This window comes from Lysinibacillus sp. FSL K6-3209, assembly GCF_037976175.1.
Taxonomy (GTDB): domain Bacteria; phylum Bacillota; class Bacilli; order Bacillales_A; family Planococcaceae; genus Lysinibacillus; species Lysinibacillus sphaericus_D.
Map to the genome: position 1 here is coordinate 791,425 of NZ_CP150264.1, position 19,514 is coordinate 810,938.

17 protein-coding genes are annotated in these 19,514 nt (G+C 34.7%); 12 read left to right on the plus strand and 5 right to left on the minus strand.

Annotation, left to right across the window (positions count from 1 at the left end; all coding sequences use genetic code 11):
- The first annotated feature begins 187 nt into the window (after nt 1-187).
- Nucleotides 188-1,018: a thermonuclease family protein gene (locus MHH88_RS03755; protein ID WP_339261616.1), complete on the plus strand. Its 831-nt coding sequence runs from the start codon at nt 188-190 to the stop codon at nt 1,016-1,018.
- Between the two features lie 150 nt (nt 1,019-1,168).
- On the opposite strand, the gene MHH88_RS03760 is transcribed toward MHH88_RS03755, so the two are convergent.
- Complete coding sequence (locus MHH88_RS03760) at nt 1,169-1,792, minus strand: DUF2306 domain-containing protein (protein ID WP_339261617.1); 624 nt, start codon at nt 1,790-1,792, stop codon at nt 1,169-1,171.
- 171 nt (nt 1,793-1,963) lie between these two features.
- A complete protein-coding gene (locus MHH88_RS03765) occupies nt 1,964-2,563 on the minus strand; it encodes an HD domain-containing protein (RefSeq protein WP_339261618.1) in 600 nt (199 codons plus the stop codon).
- A gap of 224 nt (nt 2,564-2,787) precedes the next feature.
- On the opposite strand from MHH88_RS03765, the gene MHH88_RS03770 reads away from it, so the two are divergent.
- From MHH88_RS03770 to MHH88_RS03785, 4 genes are all read left to right on the plus strand, one after another.
- A complete protein-coding gene (locus MHH88_RS03770; protein WP_103977376.1) occupies nt 2,788-3,378 on the plus strand; it encodes a TetR/AcrR family transcriptional regulator in 591 nt (196 codons plus the stop codon).
- Nucleotides 3,379-3,822: 444 nt separating this feature from the next.
- Complete coding sequence (locus MHH88_RS03775) at nt 3,823-5,451, plus strand: diguanylate cyclase (protein ID WP_339261619.1); 1,629 nt, start codon at nt 3,823-3,825, stop codon at nt 5,449-5,451.
- A 26-nt stretch (nt 5,452-5,477) separates the two neighbouring features.
- Nucleotides 5,478-5,840: a response regulator gene (locus tag MHH88_RS03780; RefSeq protein WP_069510527.1), complete on the plus strand. Its 363-nt coding sequence runs from the start codon at nt 5,478-5,480 to the stop codon at nt 5,838-5,840.
- Nucleotides 5,833-8,664, plus strand: a complete 2,832-nt coding sequence (locus MHH88_RS03785) for an ATP-binding protein (protein WP_339261620.1) — start codon at nt 5,833-5,835, stop codon at nt 8,662-8,664. The genes MHH88_RS03780 and MHH88_RS03785 overlap by 8 nt, the downstream gene beginning before the upstream one ends.
- Nucleotides 8,665-8,880: 216 nt before the next feature.
- Here the strand turns inward: MHH88_RS03785 and MHH88_RS03790 are convergent, their stop codons facing one another.
- From MHH88_RS03790 to MHH88_RS03800, 3 genes are read right to left on the minus strand one after another with little or no spacing between them, the layout of a single operon-like run.
- Entirely contained in the window at nt 8,881-9,678 is a 798-nt protein-coding gene (locus MHH88_RS03790) for an ABC transporter ATP-binding protein (RefSeq protein ID WP_339261621.1), read from the minus strand.
- A gap of 14 nt (nt 9,679-9,692) precedes the next feature.
- Nucleotides 9,693-10,748, minus strand: a complete 1,056-nt coding sequence (locus tag MHH88_RS03795; RefSeq protein WP_339261622.1) for an iron ABC transporter permease — start codon at nt 10,746-10,748, stop codon at nt 9,693-9,695.
- The gene (locus tag MHH88_RS03800; protein ID WP_339262990.1) at nt 10,745-11,746 is read right to left on the minus strand and encodes an iron ABC transporter permease; all 1,002 of its coding nucleotides are present in this window, start codon (nt 11,744-11,746) and stop codon (nt 10,745-10,747) included. Before MHH88_RS03800 ends, MHH88_RS03795 begins: the two co-directional genes overlap by 4 nt.
- A gap of 164 nt (nt 11,747-11,910) precedes the next feature.
- On the opposite strand from MHH88_RS03800, the gene MHH88_RS03805 reads away from it, so the two are divergent.
- From MHH88_RS03805 to MHH88_RS03835, 7 genes are all read left to right on the plus strand, one after another.
- The gene (locus tag MHH88_RS03805) at nt 11,911-12,891 is read left to right on the plus strand and encodes an iron-siderophore ABC transporter substrate-binding protein (protein ID WP_339261623.1); all 981 of its coding nucleotides are present in this window, start codon (nt 11,911-11,913) and stop codon (nt 12,889-12,891) included.
- 267 nt (nt 12,892-13,158) lie between these two features.
- On the plus strand, nt 13,159-13,731 hold the full coding sequence (locus tag MHH88_RS03810) for a manganese efflux pump (protein ID WP_339261624.1): 573 nt from the start codon (nt 13,159-13,161) through the stop codon (nt 13,729-13,731).
- A gap of 272 nt (nt 13,732-14,003) precedes the next feature.
- A complete protein-coding gene (isdC, locus tag MHH88_RS03815; protein WP_339261625.1) occupies nt 14,004-14,600 on the plus strand; it encodes a heme uptake protein IsdC in 597 nt (198 codons plus the stop codon).
- Nucleotides 14,600-16,123: an NEAT domain-containing protein gene (locus MHH88_RS03820; RefSeq protein ID WP_103977372.1), complete on the plus strand. Its 1,524-nt coding sequence runs from the start codon at nt 14,600-14,602 to the stop codon at nt 16,121-16,123. The genes isdC and MHH88_RS03820 overlap by 1 nt, the downstream gene beginning before the upstream one ends.
- An 84-nt stretch (nt 16,124-16,207) precedes the next feature.
- Nucleotides 16,208-17,455 (plus strand): NEAT domain-containing protein, encoded by a 1,248-nt coding sequence (locus tag MHH88_RS03825; protein ID WP_339261626.1) that lies wholly within the window; start codon nt 16,208-16,210, stop codon nt 17,453-17,455.
- Between the two features lie 20 nt (nt 17,456-17,475).
- Nucleotides 17,476-18,393 (plus strand): heme ABC transporter substrate-binding protein IsdE, encoded by a 918-nt coding sequence (gene isdE, locus MHH88_RS03830; RefSeq protein WP_339261627.1) that lies wholly within the window; start codon nt 17,476-17,478, stop codon nt 18,391-18,393.
- Nucleotides 18,394-18,546: 153 nt separating this feature from the next.
- On the plus strand, nt 18,547-19,512 hold the full coding sequence (locus MHH88_RS03835; protein ID WP_339261628.1) for an iron ABC transporter permease: 966 nt from the start codon (nt 18,547-18,549) through the stop codon (nt 19,510-19,512).
- Nucleotides 19,513-19,514: the final 2 nt, after the last annotated feature.

A 19,514-nucleotide genomic window follows, 5' to 3' on the forward strand; every position in this document is an offset into this window, starting at 1 on the left:
TTGTATTTAATATTTAGATAAATTATCAGATCTTCAGTTTATAAATATAGCTGGAGATTTTTGATTTTGGCGATATGCGTAAGGAATTAAAAAGGTGATCATTATTATGTATCATTTTTTATTTTTGTCCGGACGATCCTAAATAGTAATGGATATTGTTCTAGATTTAACTTTAAGGAAGTAGGATATGAATTTGAAAAAATTATTTTTAGCTTTATTCTTTTCAACATTGCTTATTAGTGGATGTACAGAAGAGGCTAGCACCGGCAATGGTAAGACTGAAGATATACAAGGGATTGTAGCTTCAACAAAGGAATCTGCTGAAAAGCATGATGTGAGTAAATTTGAAGAATATGAACTACAGGAAATAATTGACGGGGACACAATCAGAATAAAATATAATGGTAGTTCCGAAAAAATACGGTTTCTTCTTGTAGATACGCCTGAAACGAATCACAAAACATTAGGGGTGCAACCATTTGGGCCAGAAGCGAAAGAATTTACAAAACAGTTACTAGCTGGACAAGATACGGTTTATTTAGAATTCGACGTTTCCTATCGGGATAAATACAAAAGATTATTAGCTTATGTTTATACGAAAGATGGTATTAGTGTACAAGAGCAATTATTGAAAAATGGGTTAGCACGCGTGGCCTATATTTATGAGCCAAATACGAAACATGTAGATTGGTTTAAGTCCATTCAAAAAACTGCGCAACAATCTGCCATTGGTATTTGGTCAGTTGAAGACTACGTAACAAATCGTGGTTACGATAAAGAGGCTTATAATAATGCTGTGAAAGAAGAAAACCCAGAAAATCCATCTAAAGCAAGTAAAGATGAGTCGAATAATATTAGCAGTAAAGACAATTGTACTATTAAAGGAAATGTTAATTCAAAAGGTAACAAAATTTATCATATGCCTGGACAACGTGATTATGACAATACTGTAGCAGAAGAAATGTTCTGTACGAAAGAAGATGCAGAAGCAGCGGGTTTTATTCCTGCTACGCAATAATGTCATATGGAAAAGTTAAATTGACTTAGAGGGCGCCATCAGGAAAATACGGATTTACAACGATCAGTCATTTTCCTGATGAATCCCCTTGTATTAGCAATTTTGTGCGCTTCAAGAATCGAATGAGAAACCACTTTCTCCGAAAAATGCTTAGTCAAATATTGTCCTTCTAATAATGATTTCCGCCAAACATAAATTGAGAATCCAACAAAGCCACACAGCAATGGTGTATGACGTAACGTAGGAAAGGTTTACACCATGATGAATGATTGTGACACTAATATAAATGGTCAAGTTCGCTAAAGAAAGGAACAAACTTCGAACCATCCAATGCTTGTGGGGAATGATTTGTTTCTTTTTAATAGATACGTACCCTTTAAGTGTTGTCCAAATCCATAAAGTGTTTAAAATGAGAAACCCAATTGTACTGAGCCAACCCCCTGTTGCAAAGAAAGACACATAGAATCCAGGAATATAGTTCAAAATAATTGATAAAACATAAATACGTCCATTCCACCGGTGAAAGTGCAATGATTTCGAGTGAACGCATTGAATCAAACCTAATGGTCCTGTTATCAATGCTACTACAGCGAGAAGAATGTGAATACGAATCATCACAAACCATAATGATTGGTTCATGAGGTATTGCTCTTTATTGGAAAGAAACCGTTGAAATAACGGGTCAATGATGAAATTTTTTGAAAGCGTATGTAGAACCCACATTATAGTGATGATTATAATAACAATTTTTGTCCCCTTTTTTACTCGGTTCATTTTTTCCATCCTTTTTGAAGGTTATAGTAGGCATATATAGTATATTTAAAACCTTTTTATTTCGAGCAAGCGCTACCCTTCCGTATTAAATGAAGATTGAAAGAGTAGCATTTTTCTTTCTTATGACAATCATGTATTCCTAATCTTATGGACAATCTAATGCTTTATTCACTAATCCTTAAAAGGAGCATTCATCACCCAATCTACAAATCCCATACGAAGCATAGAAGAACTCAAATTATTTGGCTGTTGCTGTGCATTTTTTAAATTGGCATCATATTTAATTAGTTCAATTATAGATTTTTTAAAACCTAATCGAGGATAAGCCTCAATTATAAAATTAAATGTTTCCTCTGGAATATCTTCTATACGTAAACCAACTACATCCATCCCTGCTCCCAAATGAACTAAGGCAATCTCAGGTTGTTTTTCTTCAGCAATTTCTGAGGTGTGAAGAATAATAGCTTCACGTACCACATCAATTTTATTTTGCGGTAAGCCATGAGAATGAAGGAAACTTTCTGCATAATCTGCACCCTCATATTCAAATGAATGTTTACAACAAACGTGATCTGTAAGACCCACATCATGTAAGACAGAAGCAAGATAAAATAACTCCTGATCATATTTAAATCCATATTTTTTCCCTAATGCATCACCAAAAGCATATGTCCGTAAACAATGATTATAAAGAAATGCTGGAGAAATCTCGTAAATTAATTGGGTAGCATCCTTTGCCACCTTACTATCTGGAATAATAATGTTCTGCATAATTTCCTCCTACGTATTGCTTATTTTTCAATAAATTTATACCACCATAGCCTAATAAAAATTTTACGTGCTAACCAAAGTGCTCATTTTCACACCCTATCCTTTTAGAAATGCTATTCTTATATCAGAAAAGACCGTTCGGTCTCTTTTAATATAACTTTCTATATGTTAATGTACAACTAATAGATGTTACAATTTTTCGACAATAATAAATGGAGGATATTATGCAAAAAGGCGAACATACACGGAGACACATTATTTTAAAATCGGCAGTATTGTTTAATCAAAAAGGCTATGCTGGCTGTTCAATGAATGACATTATGGAGGCTACAGGGCTAAAAAAGGGTGGTATTTACCGCCATTTTAAAAATAAAGATGAGATTGCATTAGAAGCATTTGAATACGCCATCGATACTGTGCATCAACATTTTTCAGAGGCGATACACAATGCTAATACAACATTAGAAAAAGTGGGTGCTTTTTTTAATGTATACGAAGATGTAATTAATAATCCCCCAATACAAGGGGGCTGTCCTTTGCTGAATACTGCTGTAGACAGTGATGATACGAATCCATTATTAAGAGAAAAAGCACTTGGCGTTTTCAAGATATTTCTCCATATGATTGAAGGGATTATTGAAGAAGGGATTAAACAAGGAGAGCTAAAACCAGATATTGATACAAAGGCGGTAGCTTCTTTTATTGTTGCCACGCTCGAGGGAAGTATTATGGCTAGCAAACTCGAAAAAGACAATAAGCACATTACGTATAGTCAGCAACAATTGCTGCGTTATTTGTCAATGCTACAAATCTAGCTTGTTTTTTGAGAAACAGTACCCGAAAGTGCAAGGTAATTTAGAGACGTAAAATAATGCTATGAAAGAAAAAAATCTGCCTAAAGCAACAATACAATAGCAGAAGAAATGTTCTGTTCTGCATAAGAGCGGAAGCAGCCCTGTCATATATCGGTTTAAAAATATAGTTCTACAAAGTACCTATTTTGACGTGAAAATTCAAAATAGGTATTTTTAAATTAATCTATATGTTGTGGTAGTGGCTGTTGGATCAATTTTACACATGAAATAATTATACTAATATAATTATAGAGATAGCGAAATTGAAACCAAAGAATTACGAATAGTTGTATAGTATATCCAATAATATGGATAAAATGTGATAGGAAAATTAAGTTCTAGATTTAAAAATAATTTAGGTTATACTATTTTTAACAAAGTAAATTGTTACTGGAGTGATAATAAATGGAAAACGTAAAATATCAACAGATGGTTTATAAAAATATGGATGAGAAATTTAAAAGCTGGAGTGAACTAAAGTATATTTCAGAGAAAGAAATCTATCATTTCTTGCATAGTTTAAAAGGGACGGCAGGTTCAATAGGGTTAGAAGAACTATCAATTACAGCTAGTGAAAAATTAGAACCTTTAACAGAAGTTAGCGAAAAAAAATGGAGTAAAGCTGAATGGACAAGTTATCTTTCTTCTTTAATTGAAGGCATTAGTTTCTATCAAACTAATATGACTGTTCAAACTGAAAGTAAACCGCTCCTTGCCTCCCCAGAGAATGTATTGAATCAAGAGTTTATTTTAGTTATTGATGACGATATTGTATTTATTAATTATCTTAAGAATGTATTAGAGAAAAAAGGTTATTCTGTCGTTATTGCTTATAACGGTAAACGTGGAATGGAGTTAATTTATGAATTAAAGCCAGCTATTGTCTTTTTAGATATCATGCTTCCGGATACAAATGGTTTTTCTATATTACAAAATATAAAAAAAATTAAAAAAGATCGTATGTTTGTAACTGTGATGAGCGCAAATGATTGTAAGGAAAATCGGGTGCGTGCTTATGATATGGGGGCATTAGATTTTATGCCTAAACCGATTGATGAAGAAATACTAGTATCCTATGTAACCAATCGTTTAGCTTATAAGAAGGAATTAGAGCACTCTATTATTATTGATGAATTAACACAAGTGTATAATCGTAAATTTTTAGAAAATCAGTTTGAAAAATTAATTCAACAATTTAATCGAAATCAAACTCCTTTTTCGGTTGCAATTTTAGATTTAGATTATTTTAAAAAAGTAAATGATACATATGGCCATCTAGTAGGCGATGAAGTTTTAAAAGGTTTTGCAGCATTAGTAATGAATTTAAAACGAGATACTGATATTTTCTGCCGTTATGGTGGTGAGGAGTTTGTAATGTTAATGCCTCAAACTTCTATACAAGATTCTTACGTATTAATAGAAAGACTCCGTAAATCGATGGAAAAAAAATATTTCACAGCAAACGGCGTTAAATTCAATGTAACCTTTTCAGCAGGATTGGTTGATGTTTCTGCAACTAACCTACATCCTAAAAAAATGTTAGAAGAGGCAGATCAAGCACTTTATAACGCGAAACAATCTGGAAGAAACCAGACAATGATATATGATAGTGTTGCAGAAGTTGTGAAAAAGAAAGTTAAAATAAAAATTATTATCATTGATGATGTTTTTATTATTCGTAATTTAATTGTAAATTATTTTAATAATTGGGGGCCAAACGAAAACTATGACATTGACGTTTTGGAGTTTAGTGATGGTGTTAGTTTCTTAAAATCTAATTGGTATAACTCAAATAGTAAATATATTATCTTGTTAGATGGTATGATGCCTAAAATGGATGGTATTGAAGTGCTAAAAACTATTAGAAAAAAATATTCATCCAATGACGTCATTGTGTCTATGTTAACAGGTAGAAAGGGTGAAGAGTACGTAGTAGATGCTCTAGAAAATGGGGCGGATGATTACATTGTCAAACCATTTAATATTACAGATGTATCGAATCGAATTCTCCGTTTAATCAATCGCTTATTTTAATAATAGATACTGAAAAGAGTGAGAGTATGAAAAGAATTTTAGTAGTCGATGATGAAGAAATTTTAAGAATGCTTATTTGTGATACATTGGAAGATACAGGGTATGATATGGACGAAGCAGAAGATGGTATAGAAGCTTTAAAAAAAATCAGTCAACAAACTTATGATTTAATAATATTAGATTACATGATGCCTAATTTATCAGGCATAGAAGTCATTGAAGAGCTACCTATGGAAGTTACACAAAAAACACCTATTCTTATGCTTACTGCCAAGGCACAAGAGTCAGACCGTCAAATAGCATTGGAGAAAGGTGCTAATTATTTTATGTCTAAGCCTTTTAGCCCGATTGAATTATTGGGTTTAGTTGAGGATATATTGAATGCATAAAAACTTTCCCTTATTAGAAAAGAATATTCGCAACCAATTCCTTAAGATGTTGATTAGTCTAACAATCATTTTTATCGTAATTGTGATTATTTTTATTCTATACATTAAGTCAACTAACCAGAGTCTAAAAGAAGAGAGAGAATCTGTTAGTGGAAAAGCGCAAATTGTTGATGGATTATCAGAAGCATTTAATGGAATTATTTTTAGAGCAAGAGGCTATTATGCTTTTCAAGATAAACATGAACTAGAGTTACTTCATGAAAATCTTGCTGAATTTGAAAAATATTTAAATCAGTTTGCTGAACTTCAACTTACTGATGAAGAAAAGGCATTATATAATGATTTAGTCGAATTTAATAAAAACTATAAATCTGTCATTCTCCCTCAAGCATTAAGTTATGTAGATGCTAATGATTATGAGGCATTAAGAAAACTATCAAGTAGCGGGACAAATGATCTGGTAAATAATTTTGTAAACTATACAAAAATGTACGAAAAAAAAACTGAAGTGGATTTAAATGAATTATTCTCACGAACTATTGAGAAAGCACAGCAGTTTACTTTAATATCCTTGCTGCTAGGCGCGCTTATTTTACTATTTGTGGCTATCATTATGCGCAGAGTGTTATTTAATGTGATTAAACCAATTGAACAATTAACAACAGCTACAAATGAAATAGCTTCTGGACGATTTATAGAACTTGGCGGTCTTGTTCAAAAAGAAGATGAACTAGGCATATTAGCAAACTCATTTTATAAAATGACACTTTCTATACAGGAAAAAGAGGAAGTTTTAACAACACAAAATGAGGAACTATTAGCACAGCAAGATGAATTACAAGGAAATCAACTTCAATTACAACAGTCATTAGATCATTTACAAAAATATAATCAACTGAATCATGTTTTAACGTTCACGTTGGATAAAAAACAACTATTAAAAAATCTACATGACTATTTGAACGATATTTATATGTTCGACACGAGTGTTCTCTATTTGTTAGAAGGAAATATATATGTGTCCAAAGGATTGACGGAACAAACAACGGAACAGCTTGTAGGAAATTTGAATAGGGATAAGCAAGTGCGGTTAGAAGAAGAAAAATTCTTTATTATTACACGCGAAATTGCCCCAAACAATCAGGATATTGCACAAGATTACTACCATTGCTATGACCTCTATTCATCTATTTTAAATTCAGATGGACACCTAGTAGCTATTTTAATGGCAACTCGAGAAGGAAACCATTTTACAAAGCAAGAGATAGATGAGTTGAATGGCTTAATGAACCGTGTATCAATTGCTTTTGAACGTATATTTATGTATGAAGAAGTCGAACGTTCCCGACAGCTTAATCAAAATATCATTGACACTGTAAACGAAGGAATTCAACTCGTCTCAATTACAGGAGATGTATTATTAATTAACAAAGCTTTATCACGAATAATTCGTTTTGAAAATATAATAAATAAGGATAATGTTTCACTAAATATTTGGTTGGAGCATTTTCAAAACCTATGTGATCAACCAGAAGAGTTGCTTACTTTTTTTAACGAGGCAATCATAGAAGATTTTTTAGATACGAGAACTTTCCGTTACTCCATTTCACATAATACGCCTATATTTGTTGAAGTATATGCAACAAGTGTGTATGAAGGCGGAGTAAAAATGGGAACTATGTTTGTTCATCGGGATATTACAAGAGAATATGAAATAGATCAAATGAAGTCTGAATTAGTAAGCACGGTTAGTCACGAATTACGTACGCCATTGTCTAGCGTTCTAGGGTTTACAGAGCTTTTATTAACAAAAGAAGTAAAACCTGAGCGACAAAAGAGATACATCGAAACTATACATAAGGAAGCGGTTCGTTTAACTAACCTTATTAACGATTTCTTAGATTTACAGAGAATGGAATCAGGTAGACAACAATATAATATGCAACAATTATCAATAGACGAATTATCAATTGAAATTGTTAATCGTTTCCGTCATGAACAAAAACACCATGTCCATTTAATTGATAAAGCAAAACAAGTAAATGTAAATGGTGATCAAGAAAGACTAATTCAGGTGTTTATTAACCTCATTGGGAATGCTATTAAATTTTCACCTTCTGGTGGAGATGTAATGATTACGCTAGAAAATAGAAATAATATGGTACAAGTTAGTATAGAAGATCAAGGAATCGGTATTCCTAAACATGAAATCTCAAAACTGTTCCAAAAATTTAAGCGCATTGATAATACCACAAGACGGAAAATTGGTGGTACTGGATTAGGATTATCTATTAGTAGAGAAATAATTAAGAAACATGGTGGGGATATTTGGATAGAATCCGAAGAAGGAAAAGGTACAACAGTTTCCTTTAATTTACCACTTATACAAAGGCAATTTGAATCTAATTTAGAAGATAATGAGTTTAATAATCAAACAGGATTAAATGTTTTGATTATAGAGGATGACTTAAGCCTTGCTTTACTTTTATCAGAAGAACTTAAAAGTAGAGGATTTACTGTTATTTATCACGATAATCCTAAAAGAGCTTATGAAGAAGCGCTTCAGACACCACTTGTTGGAATCGTTATTGATTTAATGCTTGGAGATGAAAAAAACGGTTGGGACTTAATAAGACAATTAAGAGATACCGAAGAAACTTGTAATATACCAATCCTAATTTCATCTGCGCTAGATGAATCAAAAGAAGATGTGGCAAGATATAAAATAGAAAAGTATTTAACTAAACCGTATCCTCCAGAAGAACTGACTAAAGCACTTTTATCAATCTTATCTAAAGCAAGTATAGATAAGGGGAAAATGTAACAAATCGTGGTACTGATAAAGAAGCGTATAATAATGCTACGAAAGAAAAAATTCGCCGAAAGCATCAATACAGTAGCAAAAGAAATGTGCTATAGCCAGCTAATAATTCATTGAATGGATTTAGTATTTAACAGTAAACTCCCCCGTCAAAGTAGACATGAGTCTAACCTTTTACGGGGGAGTTTCATTTATAAAGACTGGACTGTAATATGGATGTTAAGAGATAATTCTTCCTTTACTAAAGGGGATACATAAAGGGGTACCATAAATAGGGTCGTTTGTCATTTGACAATCTAAATCGAATACATGTTTTACTAATGAAGTTGTCATAATTTCTTCAGGTCTACCTTCTTGAAAGACGCCCCGATCTCGAACGGTAATAATATGATCCGCATACCGGCAGGCTAAGTTAATATCATGTAGAACCATAATAATCGTTCGGTTTTGCTGATGATTTAATTCAAATAATAAATCTAAAACTTCTATTTGATGTGTAAGATCTAAATAAGTAGTTGGTTCATCCAAAAGAATAATATCTGTATCCTGTGCAAGTGTCATGGCAATCCAAGCACGCTGCCGTTGACCACCTGAAAGTTCATCAACCGGTTTATCTTGTAAATGTTCAATGCCTGTTGCATTTAAGGCGTTGGATACGACTTCCTCATCTTTTTCTGTCCATTGTTTTCGCCAGCTTTGATGAGGATAACGCCCTTGTTTGACAAGCTGTAAGACTGTTAACCCTTCAGGTGCTACAGGTGACTGCGGAAGAATCGAAAGTTTTTTGGCAACTTGTTTTGTGGATAATTTAAAAAGATCTTGTCCATCTAATAATACAGAGCCTTGCTTTGGTTTTAACAATCGAGCAATGGAGCGTAAAAGTGTAGATTTTCCGCAACCATTGGCCCCAATTAGTACGGTGATTTCATTCATAGGAATAGATAAAGTTAGATTTTCAATGATAGTAGCATCACCATAATTTAGTGTAAGTGATTTCGTTTCTAAAGTTTCCGTCATGCAGTTTGACTCCTTTATTTTTTAGTGTTTCTCAATAATAAATAGATAAAATAAGGAGCACCAATGGCAGCTGTAAAGACGCCCGCTGGCACTTCTAAAGGACTAAATGCAGTTCGTCCAATAATATCTGCAACCATTACTAATAAAGCACCGATGAAAGCAGATGTTGGAATCAATACACCAAATGATGGACCTACAATACGTCTGGCAATATGGGGGGCCATTAAGCCGACAAAGCCTATAGCTCCTGCAAATGCGATAGCACTAGCTACCAGACTCGAGCTCAAGAGTAATAAAAATAGACGTGTTTTTTGAATCGTTTGACCTAAGCTTGCTGCTGTATCATCACCCAGTTCTTGCACATTTAACTGTCGAGTAATAAAAACTGTAATAAATAGAAGTAAAATAATTAAAGGTACTATTATTTGTACTTGGTTCCAATCTGCGCTTTTGACACTTCCGGTAATCCACTTATTGGCTTCACTAGCTTGATAAATAGGACCGATAATCATCAACATCGTCGTAATGGCCTGCATAAAGGCCGAGACAGCAATCCCAATTAGTACAAGTCGGTTTGGTGTTACCCCATCTTTCCAAGCAAATATGTAAACAATTAATGCCACAACCGTTGCGCCGATAAACCCTGCTAGTGGTAGCCATTCAATACTAACTGTTAATGAATGATTTGAATCACTAAATAAGGCTAAAAAACCTACGACTGCAGCTCCACCACCAGCAGAAATACCGATAATATCAGGTGAAGCAAGTGGGTTTTTAATAATCCCTTGTAAAATAGCACCTGCCACTGCTAACGCTATACCTGCAAACGCCGCAATAAAAATTCTTGGTAGTCGGAAGTCAATTATAATTAACTGATCGAATTCAGAACCTTGACCTATTATGGCTTGTATTACCTTTAACGGATTGATAAAAGAATCCCCAAATGAAGCACTAAAGAAAAAAGTAAACAATGCTATAAGGCTAATAATGGTTAGTTTTTTAGAAGCACTTACATCTAGTAAAAAGGATATTTTATTTTGTAGTAAACGTACTGTTTTTAACTGTTTCATTTTTTTCCACCTTTTCGCGCAAGGTAAATAAAGAACGGTGTGCCAATCATCGCGGTCATTACCCCAACTGGCACTTCCTGAGGCATAATAATATAGCGTGCTGACACATCGGCTAACAGTAAAAGAATTCCGCCTAGTATAGCAGCCATCGGAATAAGCCAACGGTGATCTGTACCAACAAATTTGCGCGCAAAATGGGGTACTACAATACCAATAAATCCTATTGGACCAGCTATTGCAACTGAACTCCCTGCTAATAAAATAACAATAATACCGACCGTTAATTTCATCAGTCCAAGTGGCAATCCAAGACCTCTCGCTATGTCATCCCCAAGAGCAAGAATATTCATTTTCGAAGAGATAAACAATGCGGCAAGCCATCCAATCACTAAATATGGTAGAACAGATAATAAAATTTCTAATTTTCTCCCTTGTACAGACCCAGCTAACCAAAACAATACTTGCTCTAGTTCTGCTTCATTTGTTGCGAGTAAACCTTGTGTAAAGGAAGCAAAAAGAGCACTGATTGCGGCACCAGCTAAAGTTATTTTTACTGGCGTTACAGCATCTCGACCAGATGAACTAATGCCATAAACAGCTAGAGCAGCTAGTGTTGCACCTAAGAAGGCAATCCATGCGAATGATTGTAAACTTGAAGTGTGGAAAAAAATCATGGCAAATACAACTGCAAAACCAGCGCCTGTATTAATACCTAAAATTCCTGGTGATGCTAATGGATTTTTCGTTAATGTCTGCATAAGCACGCCTGTAATAGCTAAAGAAGCCCCTACACATGTAGCAATTAAAGCTCTAGGAATGCGAACATTTTGAATAATAATATGCTCGTTCGAATGATTAAAATTGGTAAAGGATTCAATGGTTATTTGAATGGAAGTATCTGCATAGCCATATACAATACTTATCCCCATACAAATGACTAAGAGTAGCGTTCCTATTATTAACGCCACAGATTTTGAAAAATTGTTATTGAAAATCATAAATTTATACTCTTTCTTTTCTGTAGAATGTACGTGCATTTTAGTAAAAACATATTGACAGTAATAAAATCTTACCATATGATTGATTTCGTTCTGTTAAATAAAAATGATTATCATTATCATTACCAACAAACATTCTATCACATACAATGGGGGAAAAGAAGATGCAAAAAGCATTTTATAAGTTACTAGTTTTGCTAGCTGTAATGGCTATTTTTGTTCTTGCGGCTTGTGGCAATTCGAAGGACAATGAGAAAGAAGAAAGTGTAAAAGAAAGCAATTCATACAGTGTGGACCATGCAATGGGGACGACAGAGGTAAAAGATACACCAAAACGTATTGTTGTACTAACAAATGAAGGAACAGAAGCTTTATTAGCTTTAGGAATTAAACCAGTAGGGGCAGTTCAGTCTTGGTCGGGTGATCCATGGTATGACCATATTAAGGATCAAATGGGAGGTGTAGAAGTAGTTGGTGTCGAACATGAAATTAACATTGAAAAAATTGCTTCTTTAAAACCTGATTTAATTATTGGGAATAAATTAAGACAAGAAAAAGATTATGCGAAACTAAGCAAAATTGCTCCAACCATTTTTTCAGAAACATTACGTGGTGATTGGCAAGAGAACTTTAAATTATATGCAAAAGCAGTAAACCAAGAAGCAAAAGGTGAAGAAGTACTAACTGCTTACGAAGATAAATTACAAGCACTTAAAGAAAAATTAGGTGAACAAACGAATAAAGAAATTTCATTCGTACGTTTTATGGCAGATAAATCTCGCATTTATTATACGGATTCTTTTTCCGGCGTAATTTTCGATGCTTTAGGATTTAAACGAGTGCCAGCGCAAACAGACTTATTTAAAGATAATGCAAAATTAGGGAAATTGGCGATTGATGTAGGTAAGGAAGCAATTCCTCAAATGGATGGTGATGTTATTTTCTACTTTACTTATATGCCAACTGGTGATGATGCAGCATTAGCAACAGAACAAGAATGGACACAAGACCCACTATGGAAAAACTTAACGGCTGTCCAAAGCGGCAATGTTCACAAAGTGGATGATGTTATTTGGAATACAGCTGGAGGGATATTAGCTGCCAATATGATGTTGGATCAAGTGGAAGGCTTTTTTGTGAAATAACTAAACGAATGATTAAGAAGCGCGATACAAGCAATGATTGTATCGCGCTTTTGTTTTATTATCGCGGGTATCTTCGCTCAAATCGCGGGTAAAGTTGAATAAATCGCGGGTAAGCCATGTTATATCGCGGGTAAAGCTGTACCAATCGCGGATAAAACCCCAGCACTTCATTAATTAAATTGCATTTTCCGATAAACGCCCAATTGAACATAAAATTTTCCTTCTCATATGATGAGAAAATGGAGAATCGTTTAAAGGGGGGAAATCATGCATTGGATCACCATTATTTTTATTGGTATAGCAGCCAATCTAGATAATTTGGGGATTGGTTTGGCCTATGGTGTTAAGCGAGTGAAGATTCCCATCTTATCGAATGCAGTAATTGCTGTTATGTCAATGATTGTCACTTTTGTGGCAGTAACGGCTGGTAGTACAGTAATAGAATATATTTCGCCCCATACAGCCAATCTTTTAGGGAGCCTTCTGTTGTGTATAATTGGAATATTTACACTTTTCTCTAATCGTTTTTCCAAGCATAGCATTGCAAAAAATCCTGAAGTATTTGACGAAGATAAAAATCATATTATTTCAATGAGAGAGGCAATGACACTTGGATTTGTGTTATCGGCAAACTGTTTAGCAGGCGGAATTGCTATTGGCGCTAATGGTATATCCGCGATTTGGACGGTCATCTCGATAGGCACATTTTCTTTTATCACAGTAGGTATAGGAAGTCATTTTGGTGTCCTACTAAGTAAAACATTTATAGGAAAGTACTCTACAGCGATATCAGGATGGTTGTTAATTATCATTGGAGTTTTTGAAATTTTTGCTAAATAATGAAAATGAAAGGATATTACTGTTTATTACAGTAGTATTCTTTTTTTAAAAGGAAATTTTGACATATTAAAGACGTTTTGTGATTGTTAGTTGACATACCTTGGTAGCAAAGATTATCCTTTGGTTAGATAGTGTAATTGAGAATTATTTTCGTTTACATTTTCATAATATTGATTTCATGGAAATATTGAGAATATTATTCACATCAATTATAATGATTAATGGAAAATGGATAAAAATTTTCCATAATAATTAGAGGAGGCGTGCAACACATGAAGAAAATAATGATGTTGGTCATGCTAGTTAGTATGGTGATTTTTAATTTAGCATTACCACATGCATCTGCTCAACTTGCTGATGGTACTTATTCTGTTAAATATCAGGTCAATAAACCAGAAAGTAACTCTGCATCAATAGCAAACGATTATTTCGTAAAGCCTGCAACGGTGACAGTAAAAGGTGGCACAGCTACTGTACAACTTACATTGAAAAATAGTGCTTGGATTACGAAATTTCAACCACCAGGAGGAGCTTCGGTTGTTAGCGAAGATAAGGCAGCTGATACACGTGTTGTACAATTCACAGTGAAAGATTTATCAAAGCCAGTTGTAACATCTATGAAAATTGATATCGATGATATTAATTATCACCATGAATATAGCGTTTCCCTAGTATTTGATGCACCTGCAACAGGAAGTTCAGCAGCTACAGCAGCAACAAATGATACGAAAACGCCAACAACATCTGGAAGTCAAGTGCCTAATCCACAAACAAGCGATGCGACGCCCTATTTATTACTTGTTGCATTTGCAGGATCAGCATTTTTACTTTATAGAACAAAAAACAAAACAAAAATGGAGGGTCATTAATGACTAAAAAACGTCAATCTCGCGCAACAAAAATCGTACTTGCCTCATTATTAGCAGCATCACTTTCAGTACCATCATTTGCATCAGCAAAGGTAGCTGACACAACAACAATAGTTACTACAGATGTGAAAGTGGAAGAAAAAACAGAAACAGCTGAAGGAACAGCTGTAAAGTTCCAAACATTTAAACCAGGTACAGATGAAGCTGGATACATGGATAAATACTTTACAGGTACAGGCTTACTTATCGAAAAAGATGGTACATACACAGTGAAACTAACAGTTCCAGCTCAATTTGCTACAACAATCACTGGTTTCCAAGTAAAACAAGGCGATAAATATGTTGATGCAACATTTGAAAAGCAACAAGATGGTTCAAGCATCGTGTCATTCCCAGTAGATCCAAAAGTAAAAACTGCAGCAAAAGTACACGTAGTTGTTCCAGCTCCAGCTAACATGGATAAATGGTATGAATTCGATTTCCAACCAGTAACAGCAGAAGAAGTAAAGCCAGTTGATGAAGTAAAAGAAGAGCAACCTGTAAAAGAAGAAACAACAACAGTTACAGATGAAAATGAAGACGTAAATGTTTATGAAGGTACTGTAACAGTTTATAAAAATGGCACTAAAGAAGAATCTATTATGAAAGACTATATTAGTCCAACTGTAGCAGTTGGTGATGCAGATGGCACATATGTAGTCGGCATGCATTTCCCTAAAGGTCAGTATGTTCAATCATTTAAAGTAGATGGTAAGGACGCTGTATTAGCAGAGGAAGATAAAGAAACAAATGAACGTATTTATACTTTCGAAGTAAAAGATTTAAAAGCACTTACAAACGCTGAAATTCATATTATCGTAGATGAGCCTAAAGCAGGCGTAAAATATGATTCTGTTCATACTGTACAATTTAGCTTTGATGTAGATTTAAGTAAACCAGTTACAGATACTGAAGAAACAACAATTGAAAATCCATTTAAAGATATCGATGATAACGAAAATAAAGAAGCAATCCTTAACTTACTAGCTTATGAGATTATCATGCCACAAGATAAATTCAATCCAAATAACAATTTAACACGTGCACAATTTGCATTAATGATTGCACGTACTTTAGAATTAGAAGCTACTGAAGTTGCTGGCTTCCAAGATATTAAAGGAATTGAAGCGGAACAAGCGATTAACGCGCTAGCTGAATATGGTATTGTTGAAGCTCGCGATAAATTCAATCCAAATGGCATTTTAACTCGTCAACAAGGTGCGCTAATGATTTACCGTGCTATCCAAGCAGTAACAGAAGGCGACTTAAATGTTGAAATTTCATTACCATATGCGGATCAAGCGACAATTGCAAATGATGAAGCGAAAGAAGCATTCTCATTACTTTACAAAGAAGGCATTATGACTGGATCTGTTGCGAAAGATGGTAAAACATACATCAATGCAAACAAACCATTAACACGTGGTCAAATGGCAAAAATTTTAAATAACTCTTTAGAATTCTTCTACGAATTTGAAGAATAATAAGGTTTAACAATAGCAACTTCCTTTCTCACATAAATGAGGAAGGAAGTTACTGTTGCTTTTAGAGAAATAGGGGGAATTTTCATGAAAACATGCAAAAGAAAAGTCATCGTATTACTAGCACTTAGTGCAATGTTTTTCTTATTTGCCCCTCATTTTAATTGGCTGTATGTGCAAGCTGAAGAAAATAGTTCACTAGGAAATGGAAGCTATCAAGTTGAACTAAGTTTTTCAACTCACGATGGAATAGAACAAAACCGATTTTTTAATGAAGAAGCGACACTGGACATGAATAATGGTCAATATACATTGTCTTTGACAATCAATCATCCATATACTTTACAAGATATACATATTGAACAACCTGAAAAATCGCTTTCTACTATTTTAACGTGGACTGAAAATTTAGTTCAGTTTGATGTGAAAGACTTAAAAGAACCAATTCGAATAAAGGGTTTAGTGGCTTCTGAATTAGAAAAGGAAAGTCGTCCGTTTGCACAAGCGTTTCAGATAAGAGTGAAAGCGCCAAGTGAAGAGATTGAACAGAATACTGAAATCGTAGAAAGTGCGCCTGAAAATGAATGGTCAATCGACTACATATTGTATGTCGATGGAAAAAAAGAACCATCGATTATGAATACGTATGTCAATCCAGTGGCTAAAATAGTAGAAAAAAACGGCAGCTATTATGCTCAAATGACGATTTTAAAATCATCGTGGGTAACGAGCTTAACCGTTGAACAACAAGGTGAGCAAGTAGCACCAACACTTGTCTCTATAAATGACAATGAGCGAATTGTCGAATTTGCAGTAGTTGATTTCCAACGCCCACTTCGGATGTGGGTACAAGTAGATATTCCAGAGATAGCATATCATCATCAATATTTTGTTGATTTACAATTTGATGAACAACAAGTGGCTCAAATTGTCGGGAAGCCTATAGAAGCAGTACCTCCTAAGCAAAACGCGATGGTGAAGTCTCCTGCTATTGCTACTGAAAAATTAGAGAAACCTTTAAAGAAGGATGCAGTTGAACCTACAACTAAGCCCAACTTGCTATCACTTCCCCCAGTTCAGCCAACTGACACAGCAATGGCAGAAGAACAGTTAGCTTTTGATCGAACACTTGATGAAAATGAGGAGGAAGCAGTTGAAGAACCTGCTGGAATTGAACAGGAACAGCAAGCAAAAACTGAGCAAGCAAAGAACAAAATGGCAGTGAATCAGCAACATGCGCAGCTAGATAAAGTAAAAATTGTATTGCTTGTGCTTATTTGTGTTTTATCGGGTTGGTTAGTCGTTCGTCGCATAAGAAATTCAAAAAAAAGCTGAGATAAGTAGGAGATGACGATATGTGCAAAATAAAAAAGAACTGGTTGGCATTACTAGCACTGATGACCGTATTTTTAATCGCTGGCTGTAGCGGTGGAAGCGATCAAGCAAACAATGAAGCCTCCACTGAAAAGGTTGAAGTATCGACGGACACAACTGCAAAAAGCGAAAATCGTATTATTGCTGGCACAGTTGTAATAGCTGAAATTTTAGATAAGCTAGAGTTGGATGCGATTGCTGTACCGACGACTGAAAAAAAATTAGCAGAACGCTTTAAAGGTCTGCCTACTATTGGCAATGCAATGGAGCCTGATATGGAAATTGTTAAATCATTGAACCCTACGGATGTATTATCAGTGTCAACATTAGAATACGATTTACAAGATAAATTCGAGCAACTGAAAATACCTGTACATTTTTTAAATTTCCAAAGTGTAGATGCGATGATGGCGGAAATTAAAACGCTAGGAGAGCGCTATGATCGTACGGTTCAAGCTGACCAATTAGTGTCGGGGCTACAAAAAAATATTGATGCCGTCCAAACGGTCGCTGCTAATAAGGAAGGACCTCGTGTTTTAATTTTACTTGGTATTCCAGGTAGTTACTTAGTGGCTACAGAAAATTCTTATGCAGGTGACCTAGTTAAACGGGCTGGTGGAATAAATGTCATGGAAGGGCAAGAGGCAGAGTATTTATCATCCAATACAGAGTACTTGCACAATAGCAATCCTGATATTATTTTACGCCTTTCACACGGTATGCCTGATGAAGTAGTTAAAATGTTTGATGAAGAATTTAAAACAAATGATATTTGGAAGCATTTTGAAGCAGTGAAAAATGACAAAGTGTATGATTTAGAAGAAGAATTATTTGGCACTACAGCTTCCTTACAAGTACCGCAAGCGTTAGGACAGCTAATGGAAATTTTCTATCGTTAATATGTATTTGAAATTGTCGCTCGTATAGCAAGGATCTTGCCGTAGGGCGCTTTTCTTATATTTCTAGTAGCCTTATCGTTTTATGATAACAGCTTACAAATCTTTCATCGCACAATAGATACACAAATACTAGCGGAATAAAGGAAGTCCGATATGACGAAAAAAATAATAAGCTTTTCAATTATAATAGTGTTGTTGCTATTTTCAATGGTTTATTCAGCAACGACGGGTAGTATTAAAATGGGCTTTTTTGAATTTATAGGGGCATTGTTTGAAGAAGGGAATAGCCAGATGGAGGCAATTCGTGATTTACGCTTTCCTCGTATTCTTGTCGCTTTATTTGCTGGAGCTGCGCTTTCGGTGTCGGGGGTACTACTGCAATCTGTTATGCGTAATCCGCTAGCAGACGCGGGCGTTATTGGTATTTCTTCAGGGGCAGCTTTTGTTCAATTATTTATTATCTCATTTTTCCCAGCGTTATTTTTTATGACACCAGTATTAGCGTTTATAGGTGGGGCATTTGCTTGTGCACTAGTGTTTGCCTTGTCATGGAAATCGGGTTTAAGTCCACTAAAATTGATTTTAGTAGGGATTGCTATTAATGCGATGTTTACTGGTTTGACAGAAGCATTTTTAAGCCTTGGGGGCTCACTAAATACATCTGCTACTAGTGTGGTTGGATCAAATTTAACGATGCGCACATGGAAAGATGTGTCGACCATTGCGACATATGGAGCAATAGGATTAGTTGCAGCATTTGCGTTATATAGCTGGTGTAATCTACTTGTTTTACAAGATAAAACGGCAAAAAGTCTAGGCTTTAATGTGGCACGTGCCCGTTTAATAATTGCCGCTGTTGCTGTATTATTATCAGCTGTGTCAGTTGTTGTAGCAGGTGTTATTTCATTTGTTGGTTTATTAGTCCCACATATTGCACGACGTTTGGTTGGTCATGACCATCGAGTACTTATACCATTTACCGCACTAGCAGGAGCCTTATTAATTTTAGTAGCTGATACAATCGGTCGAACGATAGTGGCGCCCATTGAAATTCCTGCTTCAACCATTATGGCAATTATCGGTGGGCCATTCTTAATATTCCTATTACGAAAAGAGTGAAG